Raw genomic sequence first — 17436 nt, 5'->3', positions numbered from 1 at the left:
GACGGCGCAATGCGTGTGCATGCGCGCGCCCCCTTCGTTCGTTTTGCCGAGTCGTCCCGCCGTCCGGCCGCTTGCCGCTCACCGCTCATGAAGACCCGTATCGCATTAGCTCAAATCAACGTTACCGTCGGCGATTTCGCCGGCAACATCGTGAAGATCGTCGAGGCGGCGCGTGCCGCGCACCGCGACGGTGCCAAGCTCGTGATCACGCCCGAGCTGTCGCTTTCGGGCTAGCCGCCCGAAGACTTGCTGCTGCGTCCTGCCTTTTACGCCGCGAGCGCCGCGGCGCTCGCCGATCTCGCGCGGCAGTTGCAACCGCTTGGCGGGCTGCACGTGATCGTCGGCCATCCTCACCGCACCCATGATCCGGCGCATGACGATGGTAATGCAAACCAGCCGATCGAGCGTGGCGCTTCGCCCGTCGACACCTACAACGCGGCTTCGGTGATCGCCGACGGCAAGATCGTCGGCACCTACCTCAAGCAGGACCTGCCGAACACCGAGGTATTCGACGAAAAGCGCTACTTCGCCTCGGCCACGACGCCGTTCGTCTTTGCGCTCGACGGCGTGAACTACGGCCTCATCATCTGCGAAGATGCCTGGCATTCGTCGGCCGCGCAACTCGCGAAAGCCGCAGGGGCGCAAGTGTTGCTGATTCCGAACGCGTCCCCGTTCCACATGAACAAGGAAGCGACGCGCGTGGATATTGTCCGCTCGCGCGTGGCCGAAACGGGCATGCCGGTTGTTTACGTGAACCTCGTCGGCGGACAGGACGAACTCATTTTCGACGGCGGCTCGTTCGTGCTCGACGCGCAAGGCCGGATGGTGGCGCGCATGCCGCAGTTCGTCGAGGGCCATGCGCTGGTCGAGTTCGACGACGGCCGGCCCCTCGCGGGCGAAATCGCCCCGGCGGATTCGCTCGAAGCTCAGGTGTATGCCGCGCTCGTACTCGGCGTGCGCGACTATATCGGCAAGAACGGATTTCCCGGCGCGATCATCGGCTTGTCGGGCGGCGTCGATTCGGCGCTCGTGCTGGCGATCGCCTGCGATGCGCTCGGCGCCGAGCGGGTGCGCGCGGTGATGATGCCGTCGCGCTATACGGCCGATATCTCCACGTCCGATGCGGCCGAGATGGCGCGGCGCGTCGGCGTGCGCTACGACGAAATCGCAATCGCGCCGATGATGGAAGCGTTCCGGGGAGCGCTCTCGAACGAGTTCGACGGCTTGCCCGAGGATGCCACCGAGGAGAACATCCAAGCGCGGATTCGCGGCACGCTCTTGATGGCCCTGTCGAACAAGTTCGGCTCGCTCGTGCTCACGACAGGCAACAAGAGCGAAATGGCCGTGGGGTATTGCACGTTGTACGGCGACATGGCGGGGGGCTTCGCCGTCATCAAGGACATCGCCAAAACGCTGGTCTATCGGCTGTGCCATTACCGCAACGGCGCAGCATCGTTCGCGCGGCGCAACGTGATTCCCGAGCGCATCATCACGCGCGCGCCGTCGGCCGAGTTGCGCGAGAACCAAACCGATCAGGACAGCCTCCCACCGTACGAAGTGCTCGATGCGATCATGCGCATGTACATGGAAGAGGATAAATCGCTGACCGAGATCGTCGCTGCCGGCTATGCGCGAGAGGACGTTGCGCGCGTCACGCGGCTCATCAAGCTCAACGAATACAAGCGGCGTCAGGCGCCGATCGGCATACGCGTCACGCATCGTGCATTCGGCCGCGACTGGCGCTATCCGATCACCTCGCGCTATACCGAACCCATTCAATGAACCCGCGCCCCGGTGTGCTCGGCGCCGGGGCGTAGAATCGATCCATTCCCTTGATTCATCAGTTCGTCGGATTCCCACGAGGCATATCATGAAACGAATCACCGCTATCATCAAACCGTTCAAGCTCGACGAAGTCCGCGAAGCGTTGGCCGAAGTGGGCCTGACAGGGCTGACCGTGACCGAGGTCAAGGGCTTCGGTCGTCAGAAGGGGCATACCGAGCTGTATCGCGGCGCCGAGTACGTCGTCGATTTTCTGCCGAAGGTGAAGATCGAGGTGGTGGTGGCGGCGGCGCAATGCGATCAAGTGATCGACGCCATCATCGGCGCGGCGCGCACCGGTAAGATCGGCGACGGCAAGATCTTCGTGACCGAAGTGGAGCGCGTGATTCGGATTCGCACGGGCGAGGAGAACGAGGCGGCGGTTTAAGGCGCCGCGTTCGAACGCAACGCATTGCACCGGGGCGCCCGCCATCTTCACGCAAAGGCGGTCGTCTCGGCTAGCGAGCCTATGCGCGTAGGCGTACCGATCGCGCTAGGTCTCGCTGCTACACATACAAAAACGTAGACACAAAAAAAAGGTGCGACGCCCTGACGGGACATCGCACCGATACGCGCCTCTCGCAGCAGCGTGAAACTTGAAACTATAAAACGCAGTTAAATCTGTTCTTTTAGGCTACCCGTTCGATTAGAACGAGTGCTGAATGCCGGCGTAGACGCCCGATTGGCTGTGACCACCCAGCGGGTTGTCCGCGTTGCCAATGCCATTCGCTTCCAGGCTGAAGTTCGCATTCTTGCTGTTGCGAACGCTTGCGATCTGGATGTCGAGCAGCGTGCGCTTGGACAAGTTGTACGTGCCACCGACCGTGTACATCGTCGCGTTGCCTGCACCGTTGTTGCCGTTCACGTGATACACGGCGGCGATCGCGGCGAGAGCCGGCGTGGCTTGCCACGTCACACCACCCCATTCGTGATCGAGCGACGTCGGCGTGCCCAGGGCCACGCCGCTCGCGCCCGACGTACGGATCGCTTGGTAGGCGCCCGAAAGCTTGAACTGACCGAGGAACACGTTCGCGGCAGCCGTGTATTCGCGCGAGAACGAGAACGCGCCATCGCCACCGACGCCGTTGTTGTTCAGCTGGCCCGTTGCCGGATTGCGGATTTCGTCGTAAATGCCGCGCACTTGGAACAGCGCGTTCGTGTACGTCAGTTGCAGACCGTCTTCACGCCCTTGCGCGCCCGGTGCCGTGCTGTTGCCGTTCCACTTCGTTTGGTTCGACAGCGAGTACTGACCGTAGAAGTCGAAGCCGCCCCACTTCGGCGATTGGTACGCGAAGTTGTTGCTCGATTGCGGCCAGTTGCGGCCACGTACGAGCGATGCCGACGACCAGCTCGATTGACCGAACGGATCGAAGTCCCACACGCCGTTCGAGATGTAGAGCATGCGGCCCATCGTGAACGTACCGTAGTTCGCGTTGGAGAGACCGACCGTCGCCCACCGATTGAAGAGGTTGCCCTGGGCTGCACCGTTCATCAGGCCAAAGCCGTTTTCCAACTTGAACACGACTTGGTTGCCGCCGCCGATGTCTTCAACACCCTTCATGCCCCACAGGCTCGTGCCCCAGTCGCCGCCCTCAGCGCGGAAACGCGAGCTCGAACCGCCGCCCGTGGCATTGGGGATGCCCGTCATGTACTCGATACCTCCGTCCAAGCGGCCATACAACGTCACGCTGCTTTGAGCGTGAGCGATGACACCGGCGGACATGAGCGCCGCGGCGAGCAAAGCTTTCTTCATCTTCTCCTCCATTTACCCTGTCAAAAGTGAAGCCAACTACTGCGAATAGCGCTCGGGCGAGAGCATCGCCCGAGCGGGAATCCGTATCAGGGGAGATCCATCGGAACGCTCGAGGCCTAGCTGCGGGCTGGGTGAGCCGGACGCGCTGCACTCGGGTTCGAGACCGCTCGTGGGGCGGTGTCTCCTCGTTTGAAGTAAAACTACATTTGCAGAACTTTGTTTTGCTACTTTGGTTACTAATTTAGCAAAAATACAGAGTCGTGGCCAAGCAAATCGTAGTCTGGCTAGCAGGTGTCTCTTAATTGCCATATTCATATGCTGGGACGGGCCGCCGCGGCCCCCCGGAACGCCTTGCGTGTCGTAGTGCGACAACGGACGCACAGGTTGCGCGATGTTGTCGTTCAGGAATTTTGGTATTGACGGGAAATATTGATGAGGGTAATCGGGTGCAGCTGCGCTTCGAATGAGGGGCGCGGATGGGTGCGAGGGAGGTGCGCACTCGCGTGCGCAAGAGGGGGCGCCAGCGCGAAAGCCCCGGGCCGCCGTGTCGCGGCGATTGCCGCTCGATTGGCGATAACTTTGCGGCAAGGCGCTCGAGCGCGTGCCGCGAGTATGGTTTGGGTCTAGGGATGGCGAGCCGGCGAAGCTGGCCGCCAGTCGCGAGCGGCGGGATGCACCCGTCTGTCTGGATGGCGCGCGAGACGGAGCGCCGGTGAAGGTTTCGCGCGATCTGCGCGTGCGGGCCGAACGGCCCGAACCGACTTACTTCAAACTTCCCGCCAAGAACTGCCGCAGCCGCTCGCTCTTCGTATTGCCGAACACTTCTTGCGGCGCGCCTTCTTCTTCGACACGGCCTTGATGCAAGAACATCACGTGATTCGACACGTTGCGCGCGAATCCCATTTCGTGCGTGACGACGATCATCGTCCGGCCTTCCTCTGCCAGCTTCTGCATGACCTTCAGCACTTCGCCGACGAGTTCCGGATCGAGCGCCGAGGTGGGCTCGTCGAACAACATGACGTCGGGATCCATCGCCAGCGCCCGCGCGATGGCCACGCGTTGCTGCTGGCCGCCCGACAAATGCGACGGATATTGCTTTTCCAGCCGCGGTGCGAGCCCGACTTTTTCGAGGTAGGTGCGCGCGCGTTCCTCTGCGTCTCGGCGCGAGAGCCCCAGCACATGCATCGGCGCTTCCACGACGTTCTCCAGCACGTTCATATGTGCCCAGAGATTGAAATGCTGGAACACCATCGAGAGCTTCGTCCGAATCCGCTGCAGTTGCTTCTGATCGGCCACGCGCAGCGCACCGGCTTTGTCCTTGGCGGTGCGCACTTCTTCGCCATCGACGAAGATGCGTCCGGCGCTCGGCTGTTCGAGGAAGTTGATGCAGCGGAGCATCGTGCTCTTGCCCGATCCCGACGAGCCGATGACGCTGATCACGTCGCCGGCATTGGCCTTTAAAGAAACGCCCTTGAGGACTTCGTTGCTGCCGTAGTGCTTGTGCAGACCGTCGATGAAAAGCTTATGCATGAGTTACTTGCCTTGCGGGCGCAGGTAGGCGAGCCAGCGCCTTTCGGCGCGGCGGAACAGCGCGACGAGCGCGAACGAGATGCCGAGATAGAGCAGCGCCGCGATACCGAACGCCTGGAACGACATATAGGTGGCCGAATTGGCATCGCGCGCGATCTTGAGGATGTCGGGCACCGTGGCCGTGAATGCGACGGTCGTCGCATGCAGCATCAAAATCACTTCGTTGCTGTATAGGGGCAGCGCGCGCCGCAAGGCCGAGGGCAGGATGACGCGCCGATAGAGCGTAAAGGTCGACATCCCGTATGCACGCGCCGCTTCGATCTCGCCATAAGCTGTCGCTTTGATGGAGCCCGCGAAGATCTCGGTGGTATAGGCGCAGGTGTTCAGCGTGAACGCGAGCAGCGTGCAATTCATGCCTTGTCGAAAGAACGCATTCAGCAACTCGTGATTGCGCACCACGTCGAGGCTGTACAGGCCGGTATAGCAAAGCAGCAGCTGCACATAAAGCGGCGTGCCGCGGAAGATGTACGTGTAGAGCCAGACGGCGCCCGACAGCACCTTGTTGCGCGACACGCGCGCGCAAGCGAGCGGCACGGAAAGGCAAAAACCGATACCGATCGAGACGACGAGCAGCCACATGGTGATGGCCAGGCCCGTCGTCTGGTAGCCGTCGGTAAAAAGGTAGTTGCGCCAGTAGTCGTGAATCAGCTCGATCATGGTGGGTATGGACAGATCTTATAGCTCGGCTTTACGCACGCCGATCGAGTAGCGCTTCTCGAGCCACAGCAGGACGAGATTCGAAACCGTCGTGATCGCAAGATAGATGGCGCCCGCAATCAACGTGAAGAAGAAAAATCGCAGCGTGCCTTTGCCGGCATCCTGGCTCGCCTTGACGACATCGGCCAAGCCGATGATCGAAACCAGCGCGGTCGCCTTCACCATCACCTGCCAGTTGTTGCCGATTCCGGGCAGCGCGAAACGCATCATCTGCGGGAACATGATGCGCGAGAACGTCTGCCAGCCCGTCATGCCGTACGCAGCGCCCGCTTCCAACTGGCCGCGCGGGACGGAAAGGAAGGCTCCCCGAAAGGTTTCGGTGAAATAGGCCCCGTAGATAAAGCCGAGGACGATGATGCCGGCCACGAACGGGTCGATGTCGATCTCGTCCCAGCCCAGCAGGTCGGTCAGATTGTTGAGCCAGATCTGGATGCTGTAAAAGAGCAGCAGCATGAGCACGAGATCGGGCACGCCGCGCACGAGCGTCGTGTAGACCGTGCCGATGCCCCGCGGCACCGGGTTTTTCGACAGCTTCGCCGCCGCGCCGAGCAGGCCCAGCACAAAGGCCAGCGCGAGCGACAGCAGCGAGAGCTTGACGGTCTGCCAAGTGCCGGCGAGGATCAGCGGGCCGTAGCCTTGAAGAAACATGGTTGGAAGTGCAGTCCTTGACGGCGCGTCAACGGTGCGCACCGCGAAACGAAATACTAAGCGGCCAAAAAAGCGTCCCGCCCATATTGGGGCCAGCGTCGCCGGCTGGAAGCGAGCGGACGAAGGCCGGATTGGGCCATGGCCGGCGACGGCCACCGCCCGGGAACTGGAACATACGCCGCGCCGAGCAGAGCCGAGCCGGACCGCCAACGCCCCGGGAAGAGGGCGCCCAGCCGGAAAAGCGCGGTATTTTACCCGAACGTAGCGAGGGCGCTACTGCGGCGAACCCGTGCGTAGGGGCAGGGATGGCGGGGGAAGGCCGGCGGGCGTGTAGTGGCAGGAAAAGCGGCAGGACGAAAAATCGCCGCGGCATCGGGTGGACCCGAGCAGCCGCGGCGAGCACGTCCGTGGGGCGATGCGCGCACTAGCGGAAAAGCGGGCGCAGACATGACATGACGGGCGGCAATTGGCCCGCCCCCTGCGGCTTACTGATTTTGCGATGGCGCCGATGCGGGTGCGTCGTCATGTCCGCGTTGCATCATCCCGTCGTGGCGGTGCGCCATGCGGGCGAAGTGGGCCTTGATGTCGTCGCTGACCACCTTCTTTTGTTGCTCGGTGAGGCCGTTGTAGACCTTCAACCAGGCCGCCGTTACTTGCTCGCGCCGTTGCCGCTCTTCGTTTGCGAGCTTTTCGTGGGCGTCGTGCATGGCGTTCAGATCGATCACGCTCTGCTGGCTCAATGCCTCGAACTGCGTTCGAGCTGCCTCGCGATCGGCGCGGGCGGCTTCATGGGCCTGCTTCATCGTCTGCAGCGCGTTCTGCCAAAGCTGCTCTTGCGCGGGGGTGAGCGTGAGCTTCAGTTCGTTGTGCAGCTTGCCGAGTTCCATCATAAGCAGCGTGCCGTCGTCATGATGGTGCCCGCGCCATTCGTGGTGCCAGTGGCCCATCCCGTCCGGCCCTGGCATGCCTTCGACGGCGTAAGCCGTCCCGAAACCCAGCGTGAGCGCCGCGGCGGCGAGCGCGACCCAGCGGGGCGAGAGACGGGAGATCGAATTCGTTTTCGGTGCGCGCCGGGTTGGGGGCAGCAAGCGGGTGGGTTGCTTCATCACAGACTCCTGAACAGTCGGAAACCGCAGCCGTGCAATGTGCGTCGGCTCGGTACCGTCAGGCTAGGCTGGCCATTGCCGGTGCGTGTTACGCGCCGCCCACGCGCTGTTACGCCCCATTACGGGCCCGTGACGCGGTAACGCGCGGTAACCCTTTGCCGCGTCCTTGGCGCCTGAGCGGGGGCCGCTAGCGTTAAACTTGCGCCCATGGCTACTCAAATCCTCGTCGTCGACGACGACGCCGAACTGCGCGATCTCCTGCGCGACTATCTCGTTCGCCAAGGCATCGAGGTGTCGGTGCTGCACGATGCCGCTTCGCTCGAGCGCCGGCTCGAACGCGAGCGGCCCGATTTGATCGTTCTCGATCTGATGATGCCGGGCGTGGACGGCCTCACCGCGCTGCGCAAGCTGCGCGCGACCGGCGACGACATCCCGGTGATCATGCTGACGGCGCGCGCCGACGACGTCGATCGCATCGTCGGGCTCGAACTGGGCGCCGACGACTATCTCGGCAAGCCGTTCAACCCGCGCGAACTGCTGGCGCGCGTGCAGGCCGTGCTGCGCCGGCGCCGCACGGTGCCGTCGGCGGCCCCGGAGCAGCGCGAGCCGTTCCCGTTCGGTCGCTTCCAGTTGGATTTCCAAGCGCGCACGCTCAATCTCGAGGGGCGTCCGCTCACGCTTTCGGGCAGCGAATTCGCGCTGCTGAAGATTTTCGTGAACCACCCCATGCGCACGCTCACGCGCGAGCGCCTGCTCGAATTGCTGCACGGTCCCGAGTACGACGGCACCGATCGCGGTATCGACGTGCAGGTCTGGCGGCTGCGGCGCATCCTCGAATCCGACCCGTCCACGCCGCGTTTCATCCAGACCGTTCGCGGTCGCGGCTATGTTTTCGTCCCCAACGGCGAACCGAATGCGGCGCCCAATTGATTCGCTGTTCGGCAGGCTCGCGTTACTCGTCGTCGCCGTTCTGCTGATTTCGCACTTCGCCTGGTTCTTGTTGATCCGGGTGGAGCGCAGCCAGTCTCAAGCACGCTACGCCGTCGAAGAAGCGGCGTTTCTGATCGACGCGGTGCGCCAGCACGTCGCGCGCACACCGACCGTGCCGCTGCCTTCGCGCGTGCGGCTCGTCGATCCGTCCAGCCCCGAGGTGCCGCAGCCCAATCGGGATTTGCCGCGGCCGTTGAAGCGTTTCGCCGACGACCTGCACGATCGCCTGCCGCCCGGCTCGCTCGTGCGTATCGGGCCGCCGCGCCGGCCGCCCACCTTGTGGGTGCACGAGGCGGCCGATCAGAACTGGATCGTGGTGCCGATGACGTCGCTGCATCCGCCGCGCCCGCGCGACCAGATGTTCGAATGGCTCGCGCTCATCTTTTCCCTGGCGGTGATGTGCGCGCTGTTCGTCGCGTGGCGTTTGCAGCAGCCGCTGACGGCGCTCGCGCAAGCGGTCGTGCGTTTCGGGCGCGGGCAGAGCGTGCCGCCGCTGCCGGAGCGCGGTCCGCGCGAGCTGCGCGAGCTGACGCGCGGCTTCAACCAGATGGTGCGCGAGGTCTCGCGTACCGAGCAGGACCGCGCCGTGATGCTCGCGGGCGTGGCGCACGATTTGAAGACGCCGCTCGCGCGCCTGCGTTTGCGTGCCGAGATGATGGAAGAGGCGAAGCTGCGCGACGGCGTGGTGCGCGATGTGGACGCGCTCGCGCACATCGTCGACCAATTCCTCGTCTTCGCGCACGACGGCTCGGATCGCAGCGAGCCGGTCGAAGTCGACGAGCAATGCGCGCGTATCGCGCGGACCTATCGCGCCGTCGCACCCGGCAGCCCGGCCGTGCGTACGCAGTTGGCGGCGGGGCGGGACTTCGTTTTGCCGACGGCGACGCTCGAGCGAATCCTCTCGAACTTGCTCGACAACGCGCATGCCTACGGCGCGCCGCCCGTGGTGATCGCCACGGAGCGCACGCAAGCGGGGTGGACGCTGTCGGTCAGCGATCACGGCCGCGGCATTGCGCCGCAGGATCTCGTCAACGCGAGCCGGCCGTTCGTTCGGCTCGATCCGGCGCGCGGCGGCAACGGCCATAGCGGCCTCGGGCTTGCGATCGTCGAGCGGCTGGTGCGGCGACAGGGCGGCGCGTGCGAGATCGGCAACGCGCCGGAGGGCGGCCTGCGCGTGGCGATGACGTTTCCCCTCGCCGCCACGGCACGGCCGGCGCAGCAGCCGGAACAAGGCTGGTAACGTCGGGCAGCGTCGGGTTGCCCTGGCGCGGCGTGTCGTGCCTTGACGCAGCCCGCACGAAACGAGGGGTTAGCCGCCTGCTGTTATTCCGCGAACAGCGAATCGAGTGCGGCGGCCGCCTCGCTATCGACCGTGTTGTAGGTGACGCTGTTCGCTTCGAAGATATAGTGCGTCGTATATTTGCCGAGCCGGGCGAGGATTTCCTCCTGGATTTCCTCCGGTTCGGTGTCGAGCTTCAAATACCACGAGGTGGACGATAGCCTGGTCTGGAACGCGCCGTATTCGGCCATGAGGTCGTCGAAGGCGTTCGCATCCTGGTCGCGACAGACGATGACCAGATTTCCTTTCATGCGCATCTCCCGGTAGGTCGGTAGGTTCACTCGCCACGAGAAACCGATCATACGCGCTCTCGCCGAAGTACCGTTGCTCGCCGATTTTCCGTCGAGCGGCCCTCGGTCGACCGCCCGTGGGTTCCCCGCAGCCCCGCTTCACGGCATAATTTCGCGTTCGCTCGTCGTGCCTCGCATTTTTTGCGCCCGAGGGCGCGGTATCGCGGGGCTTTGCCGCGGCAAAGGGCGGCGATAGGCAATTTTCGACGATGTTCGCGCGCCGCGCCGAAGTTCGAGCCGCGGTGCCCGCGCGCGCGTGCCGCTGACGGCTCGCGCGGGGGCGAAGCGGCGAAATGCCGGGCTGGCGCGAATTTTGTGACCGGCGCGGTTGTGCCTGAAACACAGGTTGTAGTAGTGTCGTGCCGTCGAAAAGGCGGCAAGGGCCGGCAAGCCAAAACGCACGGTCCAGCAGTCAACGATTCGCACTCAAAACGCATCACCGCAACCATACGCTCGTCATGCTTGTATTCCGTGTCTCGGATCGTCCCGCCGTCCCGTGCGTACTGCGCCGCGCCAGCTCGCCGGCGCCCGCCGGCTGCGCCCCCGGCCTGCCCGCGTCCGCTTATCGTTCGCCGCGCGGCGCGAGGGGGGCGTGATGGATTTCGGCTTTAACCTGAACCGCACGGCCAATGCTTCGGCGTGGCGACTTGCGCCCAACCGATGGGATTTCGTCGCCTTCCCGCTCATCATCTGCGTGATCGCCATGGCCGCGATCGGCTTTCACCAGACGATGGCGCCGATCTCGACCCTGAAGACGCAGGTCATTTCGCTCAATCCGGCGATGCTGCCCGAGTACGCGCTACGCACGACGCTGCGCATGCTGGCCGCGATGGTGGCCTCGCTCGTGTTCACGCTCGTCTACGGGACCTTGGCCGCCAAGAGCCGCCGCGCGGGCATGGTGTTGGTGCCGATTCTGGACATTCTGCAGTCGGTGCCGGTGCTCGGCTACATTTCCTTCACGGTCACGTTCTTCCTGGCGCTGTTCCCGGCGCGCGTGCTCGGCGCCGAACTGGCGGCGATCTTCGCGATCTTTACTTCGCAAGCCTGGAACATGACGTTCAGCTTCTACCAGTCGCTGCGCACGGTGCCGCGCGACCTCGACGAAGTGTCGCGCGGCTTTCACCTCACGGCCTGGCAACGCTTCTGGAAGCTCGAGGTGCCGTTCTCGATGCCGGGGCTGATCTGGAACATGATGATGTCGATGTCGGGCGGCTGGTTCTTCGTCGTGGCTTCCGAAGCGATCACCGTCGGCAACAACACGATCACGCTGCCGGGAATCGGCGCCTATCTCGCGCAAGCGATCGCGAACAAGAATCTCCCCGCCATCGGCTGGGTGATCTTGGCGATGACGGTCGTGATTCTGGCTTACGACCAATTGATGTTCCGCCCGCTCGTCGCCTGGGCCGACAAGTTCCGCATGGAAACGACGAGTTCCGGCGATGCCCCCGAATCGTGGCTGCTCGACCTCGTGCGCCGCACGCGTCTCATCCATTTGCTGCTCGTGCCCGCCGGCTGGGTGTTCGCTAAACTCGCGCGCCTGCCGTTGCGTTTGCCGCGCATCGATACCGTCTCGTTCGCGCGCTTGGCCAAGAGCGAGAAGCGTTCGCTGGCCGCCGATATCGTCTGGGCGCTGCTCTTGCTGGTCGCCACCGTCTACGTCGTTTGGCGCGTCGTGTCCTACGTGCGTACGGGCGTGACGGGGGCCGATGTAGGCCATGTGTTCCTGCTCGGCTTTATTACGCTTGCACGCGTCGTCGTGCTGATCGCGATTTCGTCGCTGATCTGGGTGCCGCTCGGCGTCAAAATCGGGTTGAAGCCCGCGCTTGCCGAGAAGGCGCAACCGATCGCGCAGTTTCTCGCCGCGTTCCCGGCGAACTTGCTGTTCCCGGTGTTCGTCATCGTCATCGTTCGGTTCCACCTGAACCCCGATATCTGGCTGTCGCCGCTCATCGTGCTCGGGACGCAGTGGTATATCCTGTTCAACGTCATCGCGGGCACGACGGCCTATCCGAACGATTATCGCGAGGCGGCGACGAACTTCCGCATTCGCGGCTGGCAGTGGTGGCGCCAGGCCATGCTGCCGGGCATTTTCCCGTATTACGTGACGGGGGCGATCACGGCATCGGGCGGTGCGTGGAACGCGAGCATCGTGTCGGAACTCGTGCAATGGGGCGACACGAAGGTCGCGGCGCACGGGCTCGGCGCTTATATCGCGCAATACACGGCAGCCGGCGATTTCCCGAAGATCATTCTCGGCATCGCCGTGATGTCGCTGTTCGTGACGTTGTTCAACCGTCTGCTGTGGCGTCCGCTGTACGCCTATGCGGAGGCGAAGCTGCGGCTCGACTGACCCATGCCGTCCAGGCGCGCCTTTGTGGCTCGCGCGCCGACCGAGTGCTCAAATCAAGAGTGAAGCGCAATGCAAAATCCCAAAGCTGACCTAAGCGCCGCGCCGTTCGCCGGCGCGGCCACGACCGCGCCGCGTCTGGGCGAGGAAGTTCTCAACGTCAAGGGCGTGCGCCGCGGTTTCGCCAAAGCGCAGGGCGAGCTGCTCGTGCTCGACGACGTCAATCTTTCGCTGCGCGAAGGCGAGATCGTGGGGCTGCTCGGGCGGTCGGGATCGGGCAAATCCACGCTCTTGCGCATCATCGCGGGCCTAATCGAACCGACGGCCGGCGAGGTGAGCTACCTCGGCGAGCCGCTGTCGGGCCCCGCCGAAGGCGTGGCGCTGGTGTTTCAGACGTTCGCGCTGTTTCCTTGGCTGACCGTGCTGCAGAACGTGGAAGCCGGGCTCGAGGCGCTGGGCGTCGGGGCGCGCGAACGGCGCGAGCGCGCGCTGGCCGCGATCGACCTCATCGGTCTCGACGGCTTCGAAAACGCCTATCCGCGCGAGCTGTCGGGCGGGATGCGCCAGCGCGTGGGTTTTGCGCGCGCGCTGGTTGTAGACCCGACGCTGCTCCTCATGGACGAGCCCTTTTCGGCGCTCGACGTGCTGACGGCCGAAACGCTGCGCACCGATCTGCTCGATCTGTGGACGCAGCGGCGCATGCCGATCAAATCGGTGCTGATCGTCACGCACAATATCGAAGAAGCGGTGTTCATGTGCGATCGGATCCTCGTGCTCGCGTCGAACCCGGGCCGCGTGCTGGCGGAGATCAAGGTGCCGTTCGCACATCCGCGCAACCGGCTCGATCCGGCCTTCCGGCGGCTGGTTGACGAGATCTACGCGAAGATGACGGCCCGCCGCACCGACGAAGCGACGAAGAAGGGTCTCGAACTCGGCAGCTGGCTGCCCAGCGTGTCGACGAACTTGATGGCGGGCTTGATCGAAACGCTGGCCGCCCCGCCGTACCATGGGCGAGCGGACATGCCGGAAATCGCGCGCTCGCTGCATCTCGAAGTCGACGATCTGTTCCCGATCGCGGAAGTGCTCCAGCACCTCGGTTTTGCCGACGTGCGCGAAGGCGACATCTTCCTCACGCCGCCGGCGCGCGTATTCGCCGAATTCGGCACGCAAGAGCGCAAGATGATGTTCGCCGAGCATCTGCTGCGGCACGTACCGCTTGCGGCGCGAATCAAGAAGGTGCTCAACGAGCGGCCCGGCCACCGCGCGCCGCGCGTGCGCTTCGAGCAGGAACTCGAGGATTTTCTATCGGACAGCGCCGCCGAAGAAACGCTCGACGCCGTCATCAACTGGGGCCGTTACGGCGAGATCTTCTCGTACAACGACCAGACCGAAATCTTCAGCCTCGAAGACGTCGAGTCGTAAGCTCGCAAGCGGCTAGGCGAGCGAGCCTATCGATTGCATCGGCCGCATCGGGCTGCTGAATGCGCCGCACACGTCTCCTCCCCCGGGGCGTATGCGGCGCGTTTGTTTTTACGCCTCCGATGCGTCGGCGTCGCTTTCGTCCTCGTAGGCGCCTAGGCGGTTATAGAGCGTCTTCAAGCTCACCCCCAACGCCTTTGCCGCCCGGCGCTTGTCTCCGCCGCAATGCTTGAGCGTGCCGAGGATAATCTGCCGTTGCGCTTCGGCCAGCGGCGTGCCAACCCAAATGCTCATCGCATCGCCCTGCGTGACGGCCTTCTTCGAGCGCGCGGCAAGCCGAGGATGCTCGATCTCGACCGCTTTCTCCGCGAGAATGAAGGCCCGATACACGCTGTTCTTCAATTCGCGCACGTTGCCGGGCCACGAGTAGGTGCGCAGCGTTTCCCTCGCCCGTTTGCTGAACGCTTTGTGGGTCCCTTCTTGCGCGTTCAGTTCGGCGAGAAAGTGCTGGGCGAGCAATTCGCGATCGCCTTCTCGTTCGCGCAGCGGCGGCGCGCGCAACGGAAACACGGCGAGCCGATACATCAAGTCCTCGCGCAAGCCGTTTTCCTTCACGGCCACGAGCGGATCGCGATTCGTCGCGGCGATGACGCGCACGTCGCTGTGCAGCAGCTCGTTCCCGCCAACGCGATAGAACGTTCCTGTTTCGAGCGCGCGCAGTAGCTTGACTTGGCGAACCGGCATCATCTCGGTGATTTCGTCGAGGAACAGCGTGCCGCCGTTCGCATGCTCGAAGTAACCGGCGCGGCCCTGCACGGCACCGGTAAAGCTGCCACGTTCATGACCGAACAATTCCGCTTCGAGCAGGCTGTCCGGAATGGCGCCGCAGTTGACCGCGACGAACGGGCCGCTCTTGCGCGAGCTGCGATCGTGGATCGTGCGCGCGATGAGTTCCTTGCCGGTGCCGGATTCGCCGACCACCAGCACCGTCGCGTCGGTGGACGCGACGCGCTCGATTTGTTCGTACAGCTCCAACATCGACGGCGAGGAGCCGTAGAGCATCCCGTACGATTCGAGCCCCGCCGCGTCGCGTGCGAGGCTTGCTGCGAATCGTGCCGCTGCGTCTCGGTCCGGCGCCGCGGCTGGCGTTTCAACATCGGTAGACTCGGGCATGTGATTGCAGTCCATGGAGCGCCGCCGCTTGGAAGAAGTGGCGCGACCTTCCTTCGGCGGCGATGCGCGTAGCGAGTTCCAAAAGAGTATTTAACCATGCAACGTGGGCTGCACGCACCCGCGTCGTGCGGCATGCCGGGCACGAAAACTGCGGCTGGCCGAATTCGGGCGGTGTGCGGAACTTGGCGGGTCCGGATCGATCCCAAGAGAATCCGGGCGGCACGCGAGCGCCGCTTCACCTTGCATTCGTCAATAAACCGAGCAATGCCAGGGGGATCTTATGGCTCGTCCTAAAATCGGCATTTTTGGCGCGCTCGTCGCGGTTGGCGGCGTTATCGCTTGGCGCTGGGCGCAAAAGCATCGCGCTTCGCAGGCGCGGCTCGCTGGCGAGCTGAGCCGGTGGGAGGGCGAAGGCGGCGCGGTGGTCGCCGGCGCGCCCGCCACGCCGGCGATGTCCGACAGCGGTCCCGGGCGCGATGTCATGCCCAACGGTGCGGGCCACGGCGCTTTCGGACGCATCGGCGGTACGCGCGACGCGTGGATCTTCCCTCACGGGCATAGCTGACGCCGCTTTCCGCGCGCGGTGGTACCGAGGGCGCCGCCGGCTGGGCGGCGCCCGTTTTACATGGGGTGTACCGAATGGCTCGCGCGACTCGTCTCGTCTAGGCACAATATCGCCACGAGCCGCGCAGGCGGCCCGGGCTCGCGCCGCGCGCCGGGGTATGCCCCTCTTTCAACTTATTCATCTACTGACCAGCGAACACGATGCCACATGTGCTGATAGTCGACGACGACCCCGAAACCCGCGAAGCGCTCGTATCGATCATTGCCGCCGATGGCTTGACGACCGCGACGGCCGGCGACCTGCGCGAGGCCCGCATCCAACTCGTGCGTCAAACGCCCGACGTCGTGTTCACGGATCTGCAACTGCCCGATGGCAGCGGTGTCGACCTGTTCGAGGATCTCGATCCTCGCTCGGGTGTCGAAATTATCGTGATCACCGGTCATGCGACGGTCGAATCCGCCGTGACGGCGCTCAAGATGGGCGCCACCGATTACCTCGTCAAGCCGATCAACATGCAGCGCGTGAAGGCGGTCCTCGATCGCTTGCCGCGCGCGGGGGATTTGAAGGCTCAGATCGGCACGCTGCGCGGCGAATTGCGCCGCATGGGCCGCTTCGGCTTGATGCTCGGCAATTCGCCGGCCATGCAATCGGTCTACGATCAGATCGGCCGGGTTGCACCGACGGCGGCATCGGTGCTGCTCGTCGGCGAATCCGGGACGGGCAAGGAGGTTGCCGCTCAGACGATTCACGAGTTGAGCTTGCGCCGCAAGCATGCGTTCTTGGCCGTCAATTGCGGCGCGATTTCGCCGAATCTGATCGAGTCGGAGATGTTCGGTCATGAGCGCGGCTCGTTCACGGGCGCCGACCGCCAGCACAAGGGCTACTTCGAGCGGGCGAGCGGCGGCACGATTTTCCTCGACGAAATCACCGAGATGCCGGCCGAGCTGCAGGTCAAGTTTCTGCGCGTGCTCGAGACCGGCATGTTCATGCGCGTGGGGACGACGAAGGAAATCGAAACGGACGTGCGCGTCATCGCGGCGACGAACCGCGACCCGGAAGAGGCGGTGCTGGAAGGCAAGCTGCGGCTCGATCTCTATCACCGCCTCAATGTGTTCCCGATCAGCCTGCCGCCTCTGCGCGAGCGCGGCAACGATACGTGGCTGCTCGCGCAGGCATTTCTCGACGAGCTCAACGAGCGTCATGGCTCGCGCAAGCAATTCCCGCCGGCCGTGAAAGACATGATGCTGTCGTATCCGTGGCCCGGCAACGTGCGCGAACTGAAGAACTACGTGCAGCGCGCCTTCATCATGGCCGCGCCGGACGCCGACAGCACGGCGGCCGTGCCGCTGCAAATTTCGCTATCGAAGCCGTCGACGGGCACGGCGGTGACGATTCCGTTCGGGACGTCGCTCGCCAGCGCCGATCGCCAACTGATCCTCGCGACGCTCGAGCAGTGCGGCGGCGTCAAGACGCGCGCGGCCGAAATTCTCGGAATCAGCCTGAAGACGCTCTATAACCGGCTCGTCGAGTACGGAGAGGACGCCAAGTCCGCCGCGAGCGAGAGCGACGTGGCAGGCGAGCCCGGCGAGGCGACGGCCGGAAACTGAGGCGATGCGCTGATGTCTGATGTCTGATGGCGCCAGGCGCCAGGCGCCAGGCGCCAGGCGCCAGGCACTAG

The 17436-nt window shown here is 64.2% G+C and carries 14 protein-coding genes and 1 pseudogene; 8 read left to right on the top strand and 7 right to left on the bottom strand.

What is annotated here, in order from left to right; genetic code table 11:
- Window positions 1–87 precede the first annotated feature (87 nt).
- Window positions 88–1782: pseudogene (locus ACTHN9_RS28620) on the top strand (NAD+ synthase).
- Window positions 1783–1870: 88 nt separating this feature from the next.
- Complete coding sequence (locus ACTHN9_RS28615) at window positions 1871–2209, top strand: P-II family nitrogen regulator (protein WP_102649078.1); 339 nt, start codon at window positions 1871–1873, stop codon at window positions 2207–2209.
- Window positions 2210–2467: 258 nt separating this feature from the next.
- Here ACTHN9_RS28615 and ACTHN9_RS28610 read toward each other — a convergent pair whose 3' ends face one another.
- The 5 genes from ACTHN9_RS28610 to ACTHN9_RS28590 all read right to left on the bottom strand — a co-directional run bounded on the left by ACTHN9_RS28610 (window position 2468) and on the right by ACTHN9_RS28590 (window position 7635).
- On the bottom strand, window positions 2468–3574 hold the full coding sequence (locus ACTHN9_RS28610) for a porin (protein ID WP_440540203.1): 1107 nt from the start codon (window positions 3572–3574) through the stop codon (window positions 2468–2470).
- 762 nt (window positions 3575–4336) lie between these two features.
- Entirely contained in the window at window positions 4337–5104 is a 768-nt protein-coding gene (locus ACTHN9_RS28605; protein ID WP_440540202.1) for an ABC transporter ATP-binding protein, read from the bottom strand.
- A gap of 3 nt (window positions 5105–5107) precedes the next feature.
- Entirely contained in the window at window positions 5108–5821 is a 714-nt protein-coding gene (locus ACTHN9_RS28600; protein WP_440540201.1) for an ABC transporter permease, read from the bottom strand.
- A gap of 18 nt (window positions 5822–5839) precedes the next feature.
- The gene (locus ACTHN9_RS28595; RefSeq protein WP_440540225.1) at window positions 5840–6529 is read right to left on the bottom strand and encodes an ABC transporter permease; all 690 of its coding nucleotides are present in this window, start codon (window positions 6527–6529) and stop codon (window positions 5840–5842) included.
- A 485-nt stretch (window positions 6530–7014) separates the two neighbouring features.
- Window positions 7015–7635 (bottom strand): Spy/CpxP family protein refolding chaperone, encoded by a 621-nt coding sequence (locus ACTHN9_RS28590; protein WP_440540200.1) that lies wholly within the window; start codon window positions 7633–7635, stop codon window positions 7015–7017.
- A gap of 207 nt (window positions 7636–7842) precedes the next feature.
- On the opposite strand from ACTHN9_RS28590, the gene ACTHN9_RS28585 reads away from it, so the two are divergent.
- Entirely contained in the window at window positions 7843–8565 is a 723-nt protein-coding gene (locus tag ACTHN9_RS28585) for a response regulator (protein ID WP_440540199.1), read from the top strand.
- On the top strand, window positions 8549–9865 hold the full coding sequence (locus ACTHN9_RS28580) for an ATP-binding protein (RefSeq protein WP_440540198.1): 1317 nt from the start codon (window positions 8549–8551) through the stop codon (window positions 9863–9865). The genes ACTHN9_RS28585 and ACTHN9_RS28580 overlap by 17 nt, the downstream gene beginning before the upstream one ends.
- A gap of 83 nt (window positions 9866–9948) precedes the next feature.
- On the opposite strand, the gene ACTHN9_RS28575 is transcribed toward ACTHN9_RS28580, so the two are convergent.
- Complete coding sequence (locus ACTHN9_RS28575) at window positions 9949–10215, bottom strand: double-stranded DNA-specific endonuclease (protein WP_440540197.1); 267 nt, start codon at window positions 10213–10215, stop codon at window positions 9949–9951.
- Between the two features lie 634 nt (window positions 10216–10849).
- Between ACTHN9_RS28575 and ACTHN9_RS28570 the strand changes: the two genes are divergently transcribed.
- Both ACTHN9_RS28570 and ACTHN9_RS28565 read left to right on the top strand, forming a co-directional pair.
- Window positions 10850–12604 (top strand): ABC transporter permease, encoded by a 1755-nt coding sequence (locus ACTHN9_RS28570; protein WP_440540196.1) that lies wholly within the window; start codon window positions 10850–10852, stop codon window positions 12602–12604.
- A gap of 69 nt (window positions 12605–12673) precedes the next feature.
- Window positions 12674–14023, top strand: coding sequence for an ABC transporter ATP-binding protein (locus ACTHN9_RS28565; RefSeq protein WP_440540195.1), 1350 nt, complete (start codon window positions 12674–12676; stop codon window positions 14021–14023).
- Window positions 14024–14131: 108 nt separating this feature from the next.
- On the opposite strand, the gene ACTHN9_RS28560 is transcribed toward ACTHN9_RS28565, so the two are convergent.
- Window positions 14132–15193 carry a sigma-54 interaction domain-containing protein gene (locus ACTHN9_RS28560; RefSeq protein WP_440540194.1) on the bottom strand — a complete coding sequence of 354 codons (1062 nt, stop codon included), beginning with the start codon at window positions 15191–15193 and terminating at the stop codon, window positions 14132–14134.
- Between the two features lie 280 nt (window positions 15194–15473).
- Between ACTHN9_RS28560 and ACTHN9_RS28555 the strand changes: the two genes are divergently transcribed.
- Window positions 15474–15758 (top strand): hypothetical protein, encoded by a 285-nt coding sequence (locus ACTHN9_RS28555; RefSeq protein WP_440540193.1) that lies wholly within the window; start codon window positions 15474–15476, stop codon window positions 15756–15758.
- Between the two features lie 200 nt (window positions 15759–15958).
- Complete coding sequence (locus ACTHN9_RS28550) at window positions 15959–17365, top strand: sigma-54-dependent transcriptional regulator (protein WP_440540192.1); 1407 nt, start codon at window positions 15959–15961, stop codon at window positions 17363–17365.
- The last annotated feature ends 71 nt before the right edge of the window (window positions 17366–17436 follow it).

Source organism: Trinickia sp., from assembly GCF_051953405.1.
Taxonomy (GTDB): domain Bacteria; phylum Pseudomonadota; class Gammaproteobacteria; order Burkholderiales; family Burkholderiaceae; genus Trinickia.
Note: the sequence above shows the minus strand (reverse complement) of the source record. Positions and strands in the feature narration are given on the sequence as shown.

What these genes read in the sequence shown, in the direction of transcription:
- ACTHN9_RS28615 (WP_102649078.1), top strand. Translation starts at nt 1,871, where the DNA reads ATGAAACGAATCACCGCTATCATCAAACCGTTCAAGCTCGACGAAGTC.
- ACTHN9_RS28610 (WP_440540203.1), bottom strand. Translation starts at nt 3,574, where the DNA reads ATGAAGAAAGCTTTGCTCGCCGCGGCGCTCATGTCCGCCGGTGTCATC.
- ACTHN9_RS28605 (WP_440540202.1), bottom strand. Translation starts at nt 5,104, where the DNA reads ATGCATAAGCTTTTCATCGACGGTCTGCACAAGCACTACGGCAGCAAC.
- ACTHN9_RS28600 (WP_440540201.1), bottom strand. Translation starts at nt 5,821, where the DNA reads ATGATCGAGCTGATTCACGACTACTGGCGCAACTACCTTTTTACCGAC.
- ACTHN9_RS28595 (WP_440540225.1), bottom strand. Translation starts at nt 6,529, where the DNA reads ATGTTTCTTCAAGGCTACGGCCCGCTGATCCTCGCCGGCACTTGGCAG.
- ACTHN9_RS28590 (WP_440540200.1), bottom strand. Translation starts at nt 7,635, where the DNA reads ATGAAGCAACCCACCCGCTTGCTGCCCCCAACCCGGCGCGCACCGAAA.
- ACTHN9_RS28585 (WP_440540199.1), top strand. Translation starts at nt 7,843, where the DNA reads ATGGCTACTCAAATCCTCGTCGTCGACGACGACGCCGAACTGCGCGAT.
- ACTHN9_RS28580 (WP_440540198.1), top strand. Translation starts at nt 8,549, where the DNA reads ATGCGGCGCCCAATTGATTCGCTGTTCGGCAGGCTCGCGTTACTCGTC.
- ACTHN9_RS28575 (WP_440540197.1), bottom strand. Translation starts at nt 10,215, where the DNA reads ATGAAAGGAAATCTGGTCATCGTCTGTCGCGACCAGGATGCGAACGCC.
- ACTHN9_RS28570 (WP_440540196.1), top strand. Translation starts at nt 10,850, where the DNA reads ATGGATTTCGGCTTTAACCTGAACCGCACGGCCAATGCTTCGGCGTGG.
- ACTHN9_RS28565 (WP_440540195.1), top strand. Translation starts at nt 12,674, where the DNA reads ATGCAAAATCCCAAAGCTGACCTAAGCGCCGCGCCGTTCGCCGGCGCG.
- ACTHN9_RS28560 (WP_440540194.1), bottom strand. Translation starts at nt 15,193, where the DNA reads ATGCCCGAGTCTACCGATGTTGAAACGCCAGCCGCGGCGCCGGACCGA.
- ACTHN9_RS28555 (WP_440540193.1), top strand. Translation starts at nt 15,474, where the DNA reads ATGGCTCGTCCTAAAATCGGCATTTTTGGCGCGCTCGTCGCGGTTGGC.
- ACTHN9_RS28550 (WP_440540192.1), top strand. Translation starts at nt 15,959, where the DNA reads ATGCCACATGTGCTGATAGTCGACGACGACCCCGAAACCCGCGAAGCG.